General features: G+C 48.2%; 17 protein-coding genes. 10 read left to right on the top strand and 7 right to left on the bottom strand.

Annotated elements, in window-relative coordinates:
• The first annotated feature begins 60 nt into the window (after positions 1-60).
• The 5 genes from trxA (AC56AD_RS07800) to AC56AD_RS07780 all read left to right on the top strand — a co-directional run bounded on the left by trxA (AC56AD_RS07800) (position 61) and on the right by AC56AD_RS07780 (position 5671).
• Positions 61-390: a thioredoxin gene (gene trxA / locus AC56AD_RS07800; protein ID WP_041526480.1), complete on the top strand. Its 330-nt coding sequence runs from the start codon at positions 61-63 to the stop codon at positions 388-390.
• Between the two features lie 419 nt (positions 391-809).
• Positions 810-1142: a thioredoxin gene (gene trxA, locus AC56AD_RS07795; protein ID WP_012508282.1), complete on the top strand. Its 333-nt coding sequence runs from the start codon at positions 810-812 to the stop codon at positions 1140-1142.
• Positions 1143-1228: 86 nt separating this feature from the next.
• Positions 1229-2164, top strand: coding sequence for a thioredoxin-disulfide reductase (gene trxB / locus AC56AD_RS07790; RefSeq protein WP_012508281.1), 936 nt, complete (start codon positions 1229-1231; stop codon positions 2162-2164).
• A 565-nt stretch (positions 2165-2729) separates the two neighbouring features.
• On the top strand, positions 2730-5402 hold the full coding sequence (locus AC56AD_RS07785) for a cation-translocating P-type ATPase (protein WP_012508280.1): 2673 nt from the start codon (positions 2730-2732) through the stop codon (positions 5400-5402).
• A 95-nt stretch (positions 5403-5497) separates the two neighbouring features.
• Positions 5498-5671, top strand: coding sequence for a hypothetical protein (locus AC56AD_RS07780; RefSeq protein WP_012508279.1), 174 nt, complete (start codon positions 5498-5500; stop codon positions 5669-5671).
• 116 nt (positions 5672-5787) lie between these two features.
• Here the strand turns inward: AC56AD_RS07780 and AC56AD_RS07775 are convergent, their stop codons facing one another.
• Positions 5788-6969, bottom strand: coding sequence for a class I SAM-dependent rRNA methyltransferase (locus tag AC56AD_RS07775; RefSeq protein ID WP_012508278.1), 1182 nt, complete (start codon positions 6967-6969; stop codon positions 5788-5790).
• Positions 6970-7199: 230 nt separating this feature from the next.
• Between AC56AD_RS07775 and AC56AD_RS07770 the strand changes: the two genes are divergently transcribed.
• Positions 7200-8057 (top strand): DUF4292 domain-containing protein, encoded by an 858-nt coding sequence (locus AC56AD_RS07770; protein ID WP_012508277.1) that lies wholly within the window; start codon positions 7200-7202, stop codon positions 8055-8057.
• A gap of 90 nt (positions 8058-8147) precedes the next feature.
• On the opposite strand, the gene AC56AD_RS07765 is transcribed toward AC56AD_RS07770, so the two are convergent.
• A complete protein-coding gene (locus AC56AD_RS07765; RefSeq protein WP_012508276.1) occupies positions 8148-8750 on the bottom strand; it encodes a superoxide dismutase in 603 nt (200 codons plus the stop codon).
• Between the two features lie 155 nt (positions 8751-8905).
• Here AC56AD_RS07765 and AC56AD_RS07760 point away from each other — a divergent pair, with 155 nt between their 5' ends.
• The gene (locus AC56AD_RS07760) at positions 8906-9253 is read left to right on the top strand and encodes a hypothetical protein (RefSeq protein WP_012508275.1); all 348 of its coding nucleotides are present in this window, start codon (positions 8906-8908) and stop codon (positions 9251-9253) included.
• Positions 9250-9897, top strand: coding sequence for a dephospho-CoA kinase (gene coaE, locus AC56AD_RS07755; protein ID WP_012508274.1), 648 nt, complete (start codon positions 9250-9252; stop codon positions 9895-9897). Before AC56AD_RS07760 ends, coaE begins: the two co-directional genes overlap by 4 nt.
• Here the strand turns inward: coaE and AC56AD_RS07750 are convergent.
• Both AC56AD_RS07750 and tatC read right to left on the bottom strand, forming a co-directional pair.
• Positions 9877-10902: an alpha/beta hydrolase gene (locus AC56AD_RS07750; protein WP_012508273.1), complete on the bottom strand. Its 1026-nt coding sequence runs from the start codon at positions 10900-10902 to the stop codon at positions 9877-9879. The two genes, coaE and AC56AD_RS07750, sit on opposite strands and share 21 nt — an antisense overlap.
• Positions 10899-11741: a twin-arginine translocase subunit TatC gene (gene tatC, locus AC56AD_RS07745; protein WP_012508272.1), complete on the bottom strand. Its 843-nt coding sequence runs from the start codon at positions 11739-11741 to the stop codon at positions 10899-10901. The genes AC56AD_RS07750 and tatC overlap by 4 nt, the downstream gene beginning before the upstream one ends.
• 283 nt (positions 11742-12024) lie before the next feature.
• Between tatC and AC56AD_RS07740 the strand changes: the two genes are divergently transcribed.
• Positions 12025-12999 (top strand): polyprenyl synthetase family protein, encoded by a 975-nt coding sequence (locus tag AC56AD_RS07740; RefSeq protein WP_012508271.1) that lies wholly within the window; start codon positions 12025-12027, stop codon positions 12997-12999.
• Between the two features lie 71 nt (positions 13000-13070).
• Entirely contained in the window at positions 13071-13805 is a 735-nt protein-coding gene (locus tag AC56AD_RS07735; RefSeq protein ID WP_012508270.1) for a PASTA domain-containing protein, read from the top strand.
• 6 nt (positions 13806-13811) lie between these two features.
• Here the strand turns inward: AC56AD_RS07735 and AC56AD_RS07730 are convergent, their stop codons facing one another.
• The 3 genes from AC56AD_RS07730 to AC56AD_RS07720 form a co-directional block, all read right to left on the bottom strand.
• Positions 13812-13985: a hypothetical protein gene (locus tag AC56AD_RS07730; protein ID WP_012508269.1), complete on the bottom strand. Its 174-nt coding sequence runs from the start codon at positions 13983-13985 to the stop codon at positions 13812-13814.
• Between the two features lie 63 nt (positions 13986-14048).
• Positions 14049-14249 (bottom strand): DUF2934 domain-containing protein, encoded by a 201-nt coding sequence (locus AC56AD_RS07725; protein ID WP_012508268.1) that lies wholly within the window; start codon positions 14247-14249, stop codon positions 14049-14051.
• 92 nt (positions 14250-14341) lie between these two features.
• Complete coding sequence (locus tag AC56AD_RS07720; RefSeq protein WP_012508267.1) at positions 14342-15379, bottom strand: ABC transporter permease; 1038 nt, start codon at positions 15377-15379, stop codon at positions 14342-14344.
• Between the last annotated feature and the right edge of the window lie 15 nt (positions 15380-15394).

The raw sequence follows: 15394 nt of genomic DNA, 5'->3' as shown, positions 1-15394 counted from the left end.
TAATTGATCATATCGCAATGAATGAGTTTGTATTTCTAATTTAAAATGGTGTATAAAAAAATGAGTGGAAAATATCTTGTGGCAACCGACCTGAATTTCAAAACAGAGATTCTTGATTCTGATAAAGTTGCGCTGGTTGATTTCTGGGCTGCCTGGTGTGGACCGTGCATGATGCTTGGACCCGTTATTGAGGAGCTTGCCGGTGATTTTGAGGGAAAGGCTGTCATTGCAAAACTCAATGTTGACGAGAATCCCAATACTGCTGCACAGTACGGAATCAGAAGCATTCCTTCCCTGCTTGTTTTTAAAAATGGACAGGTTGTTGATCAGATGCTTGGAGCTATGCCGAAAAACATCATTGCCAAGAAAATCGACGAGCATATCGGTTGATATTCTGATATCCAGAGCAGCGAAGCCTGTTATCCTGGTGCGCCAGTACCGATATGGCAGGCATTCACTGTAATCCAATTCTGAAAGAGCATCCATGTTTGAAAATGAGGTTTCCCGATACCATCATGATGGGTAGTGGATCTGTCCGTTACGGAGCAACTCTTTAAACCGGCAGGATTAGCTACAAACTGCCTGTCTGATTTCACTGGAAAATATTTTAGTCGGTTCGTTGCTTCTGATAGCGCTGGAAGAGATGTATTGATGCGATCTGTTTTAACGCAAGTGCTGGTAGTCAACAACGTCCCCCTGGTTTTTTAAGTTTTTTTTAAGGTTGCCTTCAGGATGCTTAAAGGTTTTCGCTGATATATTAAGATTGTCATGTTGGTGAAGCTGTTATTAATCCTTAAATCGACGAAAAAATGAGCGGAAAATATCTTGTGGCAACTGATCTGAATTTCAAGTCGGAGGTTCTTGATTCTGATAAAGTTGTGTTGGTTGATTTCTGGGCAGTCTGGTGTGGTCCTTGCATGATGCTTGGTCCTGTTATTGAAGAGCTTGCCGCTGATTATGCGGACAGGGCTGTTATTGCAAAACTCAATGTTGACGAGAATTCTGCTACTGCGGCCAAGTATGGTATCAGAAGTATTCCGTCTCTGCTTATCTATAAAAATGGTGTGGTTGTTGATCAGATGTTGGGGGCGATGCCGAAAAATATGATTGCCAAAAAACTTGATGAGTATATTGCCTCATAGTTTGAGAGTAATGAAACTGGTTACCACTGGAAGTGGCTCCGGGGGGTTGTTTTTCCTTCCTATAATTCCATCCTGAAAATAACATTATGGAGAGTAACGTTCGCGATATCATCATCATGGGAACTGGCCCTGCCGGGTATACATCGGCTATTTATATGGGTCGGGCAAATCTCAAGCCTCTGGTCATTGAAGGGTTTCAGCCGGGTGGTCAACTGATGATCACGACAGAGATTGAGAATTTTCCGGGTTTTCCTGAAGGTATCCGTGGTCCGGAACTTATGGCGAAAATGCGCGAACAGGCTGCAAAGTTCGGGACGGAGTTTGTTGGTGGCAGCGTCACTGAGGTTGACCTTTCAAGAAGCCCGTTTTGTTTGACTCTTGAAGATGGGCAGGAGTTTTTGACTCATGCGCTTATTGTTGCCACCGGAGCTAATGCCAAATGGCTGGGCATAGACTCGGAATCTCGTTATCGGGGAAAGGGTGTATCGGCGTGTGCGACCTGTGACGGATTTTTCTTCAGGGATTGCAAGGTCTTTGTGGTTGGCGGAGGCGATACGGCAATGGAGGAGGCTCTCTATCTGACGAAATTTGCTTCTCATGTAACTCTTGTGCATCGCCGTGAAGAGTTTCGTTCATCGAAAATAATGAGTCTGCGTACCCGGAAAAACCCGAAAATCAGTATGATGCTCAATGAGGTTGTTGATGAAATTCTCGGGGATGGGCAAAAGGTAACCGGAATCAGACTGAAAAATGTTCTGACGGGTGAGCTTACCGAGCATCCCTGCGATGGGGTTTTTCTTGCGATTGGTCATGCGCCAAATTCCGGGCTCTTCAAGGATCAGCTTGATTTGGATGATTATGGCTATATAAAAACCAAAAAGTCATCGACCGAAACCAATGTGCCGGGTGTTTTTGCCTGCGGAGATGTTCAGGACTTTACTTACCGGCAGGCAGTTACTGCTGTTGGTACCGGTTGTATGGCGGCTGTTGATGCCGAGCGGTTCCTTGAAACGATACGTTGAGTGGAGTCATGGCCGTATCGGGCCGGTATTGCTCCTGTAAGCTATTGTGAAAGCGTGTTATAATAGTCATAAAGTACCTGGTTGAAGTCGTATGCAAGTTCCTCTTGTGCGGCTTCCTCCCGGGAAAAACCTGCATCCCCTGATATTGATTTCGATCTCTTCGAGCATCTTCCTGATAAAAGCATTCCTCCGTGCTTGCATTCTCTTCATATCCTGATCCTGCCATAACTCTGCGGTATTCTGTTGTCTTTCAAGCTGGAATTTGAAAATCCTCATCTCCCGATCAGACCGCTTTAAGGATTTTTTAAGCTGCTCTTCAGGTTATTTTAAGGTTGGTTCCGATATCTTTGCAGTCGAATTATAGTTATGTATGACTATCCGATCGGAAACCAATAACAGGAGAGTATGATGAAATGTCCCGCATGTAATGGATTGATGAGAGTGGCTTCAGGAGAGGAGCCTGATAGGGATCTGCGGGAAATGAGGATGTCGTAAAGGGTGTTCAAGCATTCGGATCGTGTACTGTGTATATTTGTTTATGATTAACATGACGGGAGTTTAAAGGATGATGAATTCTGTATGGCATATGTTGAGGGTTGAAGAGCTGTTTGAGAAGCTGCATTCGACGCCTGGTGGTCTCAGTGTCGGCGAAGCTGCTTCCCGGCTTGCACGTTATGGGCCTAACCGGATTCAGGCTGAGCGCAGGGCCAGTCCCTGGAAGCTGCTGCTGGAGCAGTTTAAAAATGTACTTATCATCACACTTCTTATTGCTACGGCTCTTTCGGCTTTTCTTGGTCATGGGGTTGAGGCAATTGCTATTTCAGTTATTGTTTTGTTTGCCGTGCTGCTTGGTTTTGTTCAGGAGTTCAGGGCTGAACGGGCTATTGAGGCTCTCAGGGAAATGGCGGCTCCACTTGCAAAAGTAAGGCGTGAGGGTGAAGAGGTTTTGATCAATGCTTCGGAGCTTGTTCCTGGTGATGTGGTGATGCTTGCTGCTGGTGATCGTGTTCCTGCTGATGCAAGGCTGTTGCAGACCAATAATCTGCGAGCTGATGAAGCCTCACTGACAGGTGAGTCGTTACCCTCGGAAAAAGAGGTTGCTGCGTTGCTGCACGAAAATGCCGGCCCTGGTGATCGTAAAAACATGGTTTTTGCTGGTACTTCTGTCAGCTATGGTCGTGCTGTGGCAATGGTGGTTGCGACCGGTATGCAGACGGAGTTTGGCCGGATTGCCACTATGCTGCAGAGTGTTGAAACTGAAAAAACACCTCTTCAGAAAAATCTCGACAAGGTCGGATCGATCCTTGCTCGTGCCGCTTTTGTGATTGTGCTGGTTATTGTTGCTTTCGGAGTTTTCCGTGGCCAGCCATTTATTGAGATGCTTATTTTTGGAATTGCGCTGGCTGTGGCGGTGGTTCCTGAAGCTCTTCCTGCGGTGGTGACCATTTCGCTTGCTCTTGGTGTGCAGCGCATGGTTAAGCGTCATGCCCTCATGAGGCGCTTGCCGGTTGTTGAAACCCTTGGCAGCACGACCGTTATCTGTTCTGATAAAACGGGTACGCTTACCCGTGACGAAATGACCGTGCGTGCGCTCTATACCTCTGCTGTTCTGGTTGAGGTGAGCGGTTCAGGCTATAGTCCTGAAGGCTCCTTTACTGTTCCGGGTGGGGGTGATTTGCCGGAAAGTATGCAGGAATTGCTTTTGGCCGGTATTTTGTGTAATGATGCCCGGTTGGTGAAGAACGATGATGGTGGCTGGAAGATAGCCGGTGATCCGACGGAGGGGGCGCTGCTTGTTGTTGCCCGTAAGGCTGGTTTTGACGAGGGTGAGCTGCAATTGGCCAATGAGCGTCTTGATGAGCAGCCCTTCTCTTCTGAGACGAAACGGATGATTACCCTGCACCGGAGTGATGAGGGAATGAAGGCGGTCATCAAGGGTGCACCTGAAGTGTTGCTTGCTCACTGTAGTTCTGTCCGTATCGCTGGTGGTGTTCAGTTGCTTGATGATGCGATGCGAGAGGCTCTGCTTGCGGAGGCAGATGCTCTCGGAAAAAGGGCGCTGCGGGTGCTTGCTTTTGCTGTCAATCAGGTTTCGGAGGTTCGGGGGGCTGACGAAGGGATGACCTTTCTTGGGTTTGCAGGTATGATTGATCCGCCGAGGGCTGAAGCTGGAGAGGCGGTGCGTCAGTGCCTTGAAGCTGGCATTCGTCCGGTTATGATTACCGGAGATCATCCTTTGACGGCTGAAGCCATTGCCCGCGAGCTTGGGATTTTACGGGATGGAAGGGTGGTGACAGGCGTAACACTGCAGGCTATGAGTGAGGAAGAGCTTGGTCGTTCTATCGGTACCATTTCGGTTTTTGCGAGAGTAGCTCCGGAGCACAAGCTTCGTATTGTTGACGCGCTGCAGAAAAACGGTGAAGTTGTCGCCATGACGGGTGACGGGGTGAATGATGCTCCAGCCCTCAAGAAAGCCGATATTGGCATCTCGATGGGTATAACAGGCACCGATGTCTCAAAAGAGGCTTCAGCAATGATGCTGACCGACGATAATTTTGCCTCGATTGTGGCTGCAGTGGAGGAGGGACGGGGTATCTATGACAATATTAAAAAATATCTCACTTATCTGCTTTCCTCGAATATTGGCGAACTTGGCCTGATGGTTGGAGCAACACTCATGGGTATTCCCCTGCCTCTTTCTGCAGTACAGATTCTCTATGTGAACCTCGCTACCGATGGTCTTCCGGCTCTTGCGCTGGCTGTAGATCCGGCGGAACGTGATATTATGCTGCGCCAGCCGAATGATCCCAAAAAAGGGATTTTTACGCCTGCCATACTGGCCCTTATGCTCACTGGCGGGATTTGGTCGACGATTGTCAATCTTTCGCTTTTTCAGTTTGCCATTGCTTCAGGGCGTTCACTGAAAGAGGCCATGACGATGACTTTTGTGTCGCTTGTTCTCATCCAGTTTTTCAAGGCTTATAATTTCCGTTCTGAACGGGCCTCCATTCTTAAGCGTCCTTTTGCCAATAAATGGCTGAACCTTGCCATTGTCTGGGAGCTGGTAATGCTTGCTGCCCTTATTACCATTCCCGTTTTTCGTACTCCGTTTGGAACGTTCCTCCTGACGGCGGAAGACTGGGCCATTGTGATTGGTGCTGCCGCTTCGGTTGTGCCTGTTATTGAGTTGCTTAAATGGTTTCTGCGCAGAGGTTTTCTCGGGAACGGTCAGCAATGATTTTTCATCATGGCCGGATTATAACTTTTCCTCAATCGGTGCTACATTCAGGGAGTGGGGATTTTGTAACACCATAATCAAAAAGGGGAAATGCCATGGCGATCGATTCAAAACTGCAGCTTGCTGCAAATGCAATACAGGATGCGAAAAAACGGATGGAAAGAGCAAAAGATGATGCTGATGATGATTATGAAATTCGTCAGGCGATAAAAATTCTTGATGATGCTGCAGAGTATATACGGACTGCAGTTTCGGAACTTCCGAAGTAAGAGGCTGCGTATGCTTCTTTGTGCATACTGCTTGTTGCGGGAATAACTCGCCCGGCAGCCCGAAGGCTGCGTTATGGCGGAAGCGGGAGGAACTATGGAAAGAGTTCTCTCGCTTTTTAGCGTGTTACATAAAAGCAGGCAAACTTGAGGTAGCTTGTTTCCGGCATGGCAAGCAGTACGGGATGGTCGAAGGGTTGAGAGCTTTTGTGGATCAGCCTGAGCTGGCAACCGGCAGCAAGTGCGGCCTGATGCACGCTTTGCAGGAAGTCTTCTTCTGAAACATGATGGCTGCAGGATGCTGTTGCGAGGAACCCTCCGTTTCGGGTGAGCTGCAGCCCGAGTTTGTTGAGTCTTTTGTAGGCTTTGAGCGCACCGGGCAGGTTTTTTCGGCTCTTGGTGAAACTTGGCGGATCAAGGACGACAAGGTCGAATTCCTCTTTCGATTCAACCATCTGATCGAGGGTATCGAAGGCGTCTGCGGCAACAAGACTGTAGTCTGAAAATTTGTTCAGTTCTGCATTACGCTCGGCCCGCTGCAGTGCCTCTTTGGATGCATCAATCAGAATGGCTGAGCGTGCTCCTCCATAAAGGGCGTTAAGGGCAAAACCGCCATCATTGGTGAAGACATCAAGAACTTCGGCGCCTTCAGAGAACTTTCTGATCACTCGGCGGTTTTCGCGTTGGTCGAGGAAAAAGCCGGTTTTTTGACCTTCAAACAAATCGACTTCATAGGAGATGCCTGCGTCGTGAATGGTTTGTTTCGTTGCTGAGTGTTCGCCCCTGACAACATCTTTGTAGAGTGTAAGTCCTTCGAGCTCTCGTAACGGGGATTCATTGCGCACGATAATGACCTCAGGTTGCAACAGCTCCTGCAAGACATCGCAGATCAGTGGCAGGTGAATGTCCATGCCTGCCGAAAAAGCCTGCAGCACGATTGCCTTGTTGAAGCGGTCTACAATGAGTCCTGGAAGAGCGTCTGATTCACCATGCACAAGCCGGTAGGCATTGGTTTCATCACTGTTGTATATTTTTTCACGGAGTGTGAGCGCTTCACGAAATTTTTTGAGAAAAAAATCTTTGTCAGGCTCTTCGTCCTTGCGGCTCAGCAATCTTATCGAGATAAGTGAGTGGGGATTGTAGAAGCCTGTTCCGAGGAATTTTTTGTCGTGAGTGAAGAGCTTTACGGTTTCACCGGAAGCGATATCGCGGGGAAGGCTTGCGAGTTCATTGCTGAACACCCAGAGATGTCCTTTCTGGATCCGGTGGTGTTCTTTTGGCTTAAGATAGAGCGATTGCATGGCTTGAAAAATGTGTTGTGGTTTTGATAGCTCTGCATTTTACATTAACATGACCGTGGAATGTAAAACGCGATGGTTTCGCTTGCGAGTGAACGGCATTTTCTGTAGCGAAGCATCAAGCCCGGTGCTTTGCGGGCCTGTTGCAATGTGCAGCAAAAGCGACGAATCTCAAAGGAAATAAATGCATCTGTTGCTGCAGGGGTGGTGACTCATGGTAAAGGAGTGGAAAGATGAAGGGAAGGGGAGTACTCTTGTTGGTATTGTTTATGCTTGTTCTGGGTGGTGGCTGTGCCGATTTCAGAACGGTTGGCAGGCAGGAGATGCCTGTTGAGGAGACTGCGCTGATTGCTGAACATACGGCGCTTTATCGGGAAGTTGCAGAGGCATCGCCATTTATTCATTCGCTTGATGGTTATGCTGATGTCTGGATAAAAACTCCGAAAAGGCAAAATCGTCTCTTTTGCAATATCAGAATCAATCGGGGAGGCAATGCAAGAGTGATTGCCAGTGCAGGCCTGCTTGGATGGCCTGTGGCGGATATGTTTTTTAATGGTGATTCTCTCTATGTGCATGACATGCTCAATAATCGTCTTTTTCAGGGCCGTAACAATGAGACAAATCTTGAGAAAATTCTTGGAGTGAATTCAGGATATACTTTGCTGAAGGAGTCTTTGTTGGGGCTTGTGAAAATTCCGGAGCCGGCAAGTGCTATACAATCGGTGAAAAAAGGCTCAGGGTCGCTGCTCTTTACCCTTGCGACTCGTAAGGGAAGCAAGGAGGTGGTCATTGATCCTCTCAACAGAACCTTGACCGCTCTTCTTGTCAAGGATCGGAAGGGCAGAACAATAACGGAGATCCAGTTCAGGAATTTTGAGACCATTACGATTGAGGGTCGCAGCAAGCTGGTGCCAAAAGAGATCGGGATGGTGCTTTACAACAGCGGTGCAGATGGGCTTGGGGAGCATCAACTGCTGATCTCTTATGATGAACGGGTATTTAATCCGGAAAATCAGTCGATTCAGTTTCTGATGCCGAAAAAAGTCAAGGTGGTCAATCTTGATGATGCGGTGTTTCTGCCCTGGATGTAACTGGCCCTCATTGCCAGCGTTATGTGCAGGACAAAACCGGAGAGGGTGATCAATCTTTCCCCCTCCGGAACGTTTTATTTGATCTGTTTTTTACTGTGCAGCGCGGAAATTTTCAGCAGCAAATTCCCAGTTGAGCAGGTTGTCGATCACGGTTGCGACATAGTCGGGGCGGCGGTTCTGATAATCGAGGTAGTATGCGTGCTCCCAGACGTCAATGGTGAGGATCGGTTTTTGACCGCTGGTTGAAGGTGTTTGTGCATTGGCGGTTTTTACTACCTTCAGCGTTGTTCCATCAAGGACGAGCCATGCCCATCCACTGCCAAATTGAGTTGCGGCTGCGCTTTTAAGCTCTTCTTTGAATTTGTCGAAGCTGCCGAAATCTTCTGTAATTTTTGCTCCAAGTTCTCCGGAGGGTTCCCCGCCACCGTTGGGTGTCAGGCAGTTCCAGTAGAAGGAGTGGTTCCAGGCTTGTGCGCCGTTATTGAATATGCCGACTTTCTGCGGGTCGGCAGCGCTATGGGCTATGACCTCTTCAAGGCTCATGGTGTCGAGAGGTGTACCGGCGACAAGGTTGTTGTAATTGGTGATGTATGCAACATGATGCTTGCCATAGTGAAACCCAAGGGTTTTTGCGGAAATAAATGGTTCCAGTGCGTTCTCTGCGTATAAAAGTGCTGGTTGCTGATATGCCATAAAGCGATGTCATTTAGGGTTTAAAAAGATGCTTCACGTATGATTTGAAATGCTTAAACTTGCATTTGGGGGATTTAGTTTCTTTGCATTTTTCAAAATCGATTTTAATGGTCGAAAAGGTTATCTGAATATATCAACAGGGGGCTGGGTGCGCGATGAAATGCAGTGATACCATTCGAAGTTTTTTTATTTGTCTTGTTTTCTCTTGTGTTCTGTCAGGATGCGGTGCACAACAATCTTTACCTCTTGACAGGGATGATCTGCATTTTGCCGGATTTTACAGCGATTATCTCCTTGAATCGGGAGTGGTGGCTGCAGATGAAGGCGCCGCACTTGCCGCACTTGATGCTTCAGAGGTCAGTGCACTTCTCTTGAAGCACGCTCTTACCCAGGAGAGTCTGAAACGCAAGATTGAAATTTACAAGAAAAATCCTGAACTCTGGAAATCGATTCTTGTTCAGGTGCGGGCGACCATTGTAAAAAAAACAGGGAGAGCTGAATGATGCACAGCTATCCTTTTCTGGTCGGTATAACGGGAGGGCTCGGGAGCGGGAAATCAATGGTTTGCCGTTTTCTTTCGGAGATGGGTTGTGCTCTTTTTGAATCAGATCAGGTGGCAAAGGAGCTGCAGCTTCATGATCCCGAAGTGATTGAGGGGATTAAGGCGCTTTTTGGGGAAAAGGTTTATTCGCTTGATCTTTCCGGTAATCTGGTGCTGGATCGAAAAACAATTGCGGCCGTTGTTTTTTCTTCTTCCGATAAACTTGCTGCACTGAACAGGCTTGTCCATCCAAAGGTGTTGGCCGAATTCAGCCGCGCAGTGCTTGATGCCCGACGGCGGAGGGTAAAAATTCTGGTGAAAGAGGCGGCAATTCTTTTTGAATCAGGTGGAAATGAGGGACTTGATGTTGTGGTTGTTGTGGCTGCTGAACTGCAGGATCAAATTGAGCGGGCCGTGCTGAAAGGGATGGGGGAGCGTGAAGGGATCGTAAGGCGACTGGCAACACAATGGCCTCAGGAGAAGCTGATTGCAAAAGCTGATTATGTCCTTTACAACAGGGGCTCTCTTGTTGAGCTGAAAAAAGAGACCGAAGCGCTTTTTCAGGTATTGCTTCAGGCCGCCGAATCACTCTGCAATAACTGCTGACAGTGCAGGCAGTGAGACGTTGAATCGATAGGAGGTGTTGCTGTGCGAGTCCATGAACTCTTCATAGCGGTGCGCGATTGCATAACGTTCGGCTTTGGCTGAAAATATCCTGTTACCGAATTGCAGATTGTATTCGTCGAGGGTTCCGCAGTCAAGGAAAAGCAGGTCAAGTGAACGAAGTGCGTCACGGTACTCTTCATGCTCAATCATCTCTACCGGATCAAAGCTCAGCCATTCGTTCCATATTTCACTGATGGGTTCGCAGGTGTAGGGATTGAATGGCAGTCGCATGTTTTCGGGTGCGACTTTTCCGGAATCGGGAGAGTAGGCCGCAGCCATGGCAATCAGGTCAAGAAGGGCGAACTCTTTTTGAGGTTTTTTCAGTGCATTTTCATAGGCGCCCAGGAAGTTGGCAATGCTGCCCTGATAGTGCTCAAGGATTTTTGCGGCAGCCGGGAAATTGGGCTTATAGCAGAGTTCGAAGCACATGTCGCCGCTGTGGCAGGCAATGGCAGCAAACTGATCCGGGTGTTTCATGGCAAGTCGGAGTGCTCCAAACCCGCCTGATGATTTTCCGGCCAACGCCCTGTGCTTCCTTGCTGCAAGGGTACAGAGCGTCCGGTCTATGCAGGGAACCAGTTCATCAACGAGATAGGTTTCGTAGTTGCCTGTTGCTGCTGAGTCTACATACTGGGAGCCCCCGTAACGGGTCATGCAGTCAGGCATAACCATGATTGTTTCCTGCATTTTCCCTTCAGCAATAAGTGCGGCTGCCATCTCCGGTACGCTTTGACGCCCGAAGCTGAAGTTCATGAAACTTGCTCCTGTAGAGGCAAACCCCGCAAGAAGATAGATAACCGGAAACCGTTTTTTTCCGTCGTAGGAGGGTGGAAGATAGACCGGAATCCGGCGTTCGCTCGGGTCATTAAGGGGGTTCCCGGCAAGGGTGATGCCCGGTATGTCAAGTTCAATAATCCTGGGGTATGTTCTTTCGGCTCTTGTCATGATTTCAATGCGGCATTGTTCCGGTTGACCCGTGCTGAAATCAGGATGCTGAGCTCATAGAGAAGGATCATCGGGAGGCCGATGATAAGCTGGGTGACCAGATCGGTTGAGGGGGTAACGAGTGCAGCAACAATCAACAGAAACACGATGGCATGTTTGCGATAAAACCGCATGAATGCAGGTGTCAATAGACCGATTTTGGAAAGGATATAGGAGATGAACGGAAGTTCGAAAACCAGTCCTGCTGTCAGAAGTGTTCCGATGAAGAAACTGACATAGTCTTGTACCGAGATATTGTTTTTGATCAGGCTTGTTCCAAATCCTGCAAAAAATTGCAGCGAGATGGGCAGAAAGACGAAATAACCAAAGGCAATGCCGGAAAAGAAGCAGAGGGAGATAAAGAGTATTGAAAAACGACTGGCTTTACGTTCGTGTTCATGCAGGCCGGGAGCAACAAACTGCCAGATTTGCCAGGCGATGAAGGGGAATGAGAGAATGAATCCTGCAAAAAAGACGACCTGAAAGTAGAGGGAGACCTGTCCATAGGGGACAAGGTTCTGAAGTACCAACCCTTCACTGCTTCTTTTGAGTGGTCCGATAAGAATTTCGTTGACCAGAAAGTCGGCATAGGTGGCACACAGGGCGGTGACGATGAGCAGCGCGATACCGGTTTGGATCAGTCGTGACCGGATCTCTTCGAGATGGCCAATAAAATTCATTTCGTTTTCTGGTTCGGCTTCGCTGGCCTCACTGGTCTCGCTGACTTTGCTGATTGCTGTGCTCTTTGGGTCACTTTCCGGCAGTTGCCGTGAGGTTGTGGATTCTATCTCTTCGGGCATTGTTTTGATAGTGGCTGCTGTTGTGGCTGAGATCTTTTTTTGGGAACGACAAGAATCACAAAACATAGCAACAAAGATGCATGTAGCCAAGAAATTGTTTCAGTGGTTTGCGAGAGAGGGGTATTTTACTTTGTAATCAGCCCTTAATATGGACTTTATTTGCTCTTCAGGAAGCGATACCCTTTCACTGATTTTTTTTGCTCCCGGAAATGTTATACTTTTCCTCCTTTTCAAGAGCTTCAGTTGGTATGCGGGGCTTGTCACGTAATTGTCCGGGGAATTGGTGAATATCAAGGATGTTGTTGCATCGGTAGCCGGTGAGATTGAGATTTTTCAGCAGAGGTACAAGGTGGTGCTGCAAGGCCAGAATACACTGGTCGACAAGGTTACCCGTTATGTGCTCAAGCAGCAGGGAAAACAGATTCGCCCGGCTATGGTTTTACTTGCCGCTCAACTGTGTGGAGGGGTAAATGAGTCGAGCTATCGTGCGGCTATTATGGTTGAGTTGCTTCATTCGGCAACACTGATCCATGATGATGTGGTTGACGGCGCCGAGATGAGGCGTGGTCTGGCATCAATCAACGCACTTTGGAAAAATAAGATTTCAGTTCTTATTGGTGATTATCTGCTTTCCAAGGGTTTGCTCTATTCTCTTGAATACAAGGATTATGGCTTTTTGCACATGGTTTCCGAGGCGGTTCGCCGGATGAGTGAGGGTGAAATTTTTCAGATACAGAAAACCCGCAGTCTTGATATTTCCGAGGCGGATTATCTCAGTGTCATTGCCGATAAGACAGCTTCGCTCATCTCTTCAGCCTGTGCAATGGGCGCTATGAGCGCGACCACTGATGAGGTGCGTATTGCTGCTCTGAAAAGTTATGGGGAATATCTTGGTCTTGCATTCCAGATTCGTGATGATCTGCTTGATTATACAGGGGATTCAAAAAAAACCGGCAAGCAAATGGGTATTGATATCAAGGACAAGAAAATAACGCTCCCTCTTATTTATGCGCTTCTTCATGCCCCGGTTGCAGAGCAGAAGATGATTCGCTCTATTTTGAAAAGTTCACGTAAAAGAGCGGTGAAGAGCGGAGAGGTTATTGCGTTTGTTACAGGCAAGGGTGGGCTTGTCTATGCTGCTGAAGTTGCAGAAGGATTTGCTGCAAAAGCGGTGGCTTCTATCAGCTCTTTTCCTGAAAGCGCAGCAAAAACCTCGCTGCTGCGCCTCGTTGATTTTGTCATGAAAAGAGAGTATTAGCAGGCTCGTTACACAAGGGGTTGGCTTTTTGATCAGAGGATAATTGAGGAAATAATGGTACCACAAGCGAGATGAAAAAAGCAGGGTTGATCATTCTTTTATGCATCGGTTTTGTCGTGATGCTCGACAAGCTGATAATGCCCTTCTATATTTCACAGGGAAGTGTCAAGGTTGTTCCTGATGTTCTTAACATGGATTATGATGAGGCTTCCGGGCGATTGCGGCGAGCCGGATTTGAGGCAAAAAAAAGCTACCATGTCAAATATCTCAGCCGTGTTGATTCCAATATTGTTCTTTCCCAGATTCCTGAAGCGGGAACGGAGGTAAAACCTGGCAGGAATGTCTATCTGGTGGTTAACAAGCGCGAAAAGCCTTCGTTTACTATGCCGGATCTTCTCGGAAGAGTTGAATTCGAGGCGCGTCAGATTGCCCTTCGTATGGATATGGATGTTGCGGATGTCCAGTTCAACATCGTTACCAGTCCTGACCTGGATGGACGGGTGCTGAGTCAGTCAATTCCGCCCGAGGCAACTGTAAAGTCAGGCTCTTCTGTTTCGGTCGTTATCGGTCGTTATGAGGCGCCGGTACAGAGTGCGGAAAAAATTGCAGTGCCGAATGTTCTCGGCATGTCTCTTCTTCAGGCAGAGCGTACTATTGCGGAAGCAGGCCTCCCTATGGGAAGGGTTGCTACCGAATATTCAGCTTTTCTTGTTCCCAATACGGTCATCAGCCAGAGGCCTGGGGTAGGTTCTCTCGTTTCGCCCAACCAGCCGGTGGCGCTTACGGTGGTCATCATGGAAGAGTAGACGCAATCATTTATAGTTGGCTTTTTTGTACTCTTCCCGAAGATCTTTTATGCCGGTCGTCCGGTCGTTGCCGTCGCTGATGATACCGAAATATTCCATGATGATTCGCCCAACCAGCCAGAGGCCAGCGAACATAATTGAGAGTGATCCCCAAAGAGAGGAGATGCTTTTTTTTATCATAGTGAGGTGTTGATAATCATAAAAAAGGCCACTCGTTCACCGGAATGGCCTTGCAGTGCAGGTTCAGTCAGTAAGCGTGTCTTCAGCTTCAAGCCAGTCGTCGGAATCTGAACCGTGTTTCTTTCCTTTCTGTTCCCACCGGTAGTATGCGGCTATCTTCAAGCGCTCTTCGCGCATTTCCGGTGTAACGGCGAAGTCATGTTTTTTCCTTTTTTTTGCAGGATATTTATCTTCGCTCTCTTTTTCTGTGTTTCTTTTTCCCATTGTTTCCGTCTCTTTATTATCGGTAGATATGAGCTTGTGGAAGCATCCCCAAGATAAAAAATAATCCTGTAACAGGGTAGAGGGCTGGCTATTTAATTTTTCTCATGCAGCCATCTTCTGCCAAGAGCGCTGAAGGTAATGACGAGAAGGATGGTGAGGGCTTCAATGATCATGAAAATATCCTTTGGGATGTATGCATTGACGGTCAGTCCTCCATATTCGAGGACTCCGAAAAAGAGGGCTGAGAGAAGTATCCATAACGGATGGGCACCGGCGAGAAGTGCGACGGCGATTCCTGTAAAGCCGATTCCTCCACTTATTCCAGCTTCATAGTAGTGTTTGTAGCCGAGGACGAGGTTCGCGGCTCCCAGACCGGCTGCAGCGCCACCGATACCCATTGCGGTGAGTGTATGCATCCCGGCATTGATTCCTCCATATCGGGCAGCATCAGGTTGCATGCCGGCAGCTCGCATCTCATAGCCATATCTTGAATGAAAGAGCAGAATCTGGAAGAGCAGGGCAAGAGTGAGAGCAAGCAGTGTACTGAGATTTGCTGGTGAGTTGGCGAACCAGCCTGTTACGGTATCGAAAGTTGGTATGGTTGCTGCGGCCGTGATTGGTGGAGTGTGGTCTGTTGAGGGGATCGCAAAGTGCCAGGTAAGCAAGTATCCGGTAATACCCTGGGCAATAAAATTGAGCATGATGGTTGCAATGACCTCATTGACGCCGAAGCGTACTTTGAGCACGCCCGCAACAAGCGCCCAGCATGCACCTGTCGCCATTGCCGATATGATACAGAGCGTGATTGCTGCAAGTGGTGGGACGAAGGCAGGAAGCATTGCTCCGGTCATTGCTGCTGCAAAGGCGCCCATCTGAAGCTGCCCCTCAGCACCGATGTTGAAGAGTCTGACCTGGAAGGGGAGTGCAACGGCAAGGGCTACAAAAACAAGTGTTGTCATTTTGAAGAGCACCTGCCCGGTTCCGTATGGCGAGCCAAGTGTGGCATGAAACATTTTTTGGAAAATCATGACCGGATCGCGACCTGCCATGAAAATAAGCAGACTGCTGACAACAAAAGCTGTGAGGATCGCGAGTATGGGGATGAGCAATGTGAGGCTCTTTCTACTCATGGCAGGGATATCTAT

Source organism: Pelodictyon clathratiforme (genome assembly GCF_982375515.1).
Note: the sequence above shows the minus strand (reverse complement) of the source record. Positions and strands in the feature narration are given on the sequence as shown.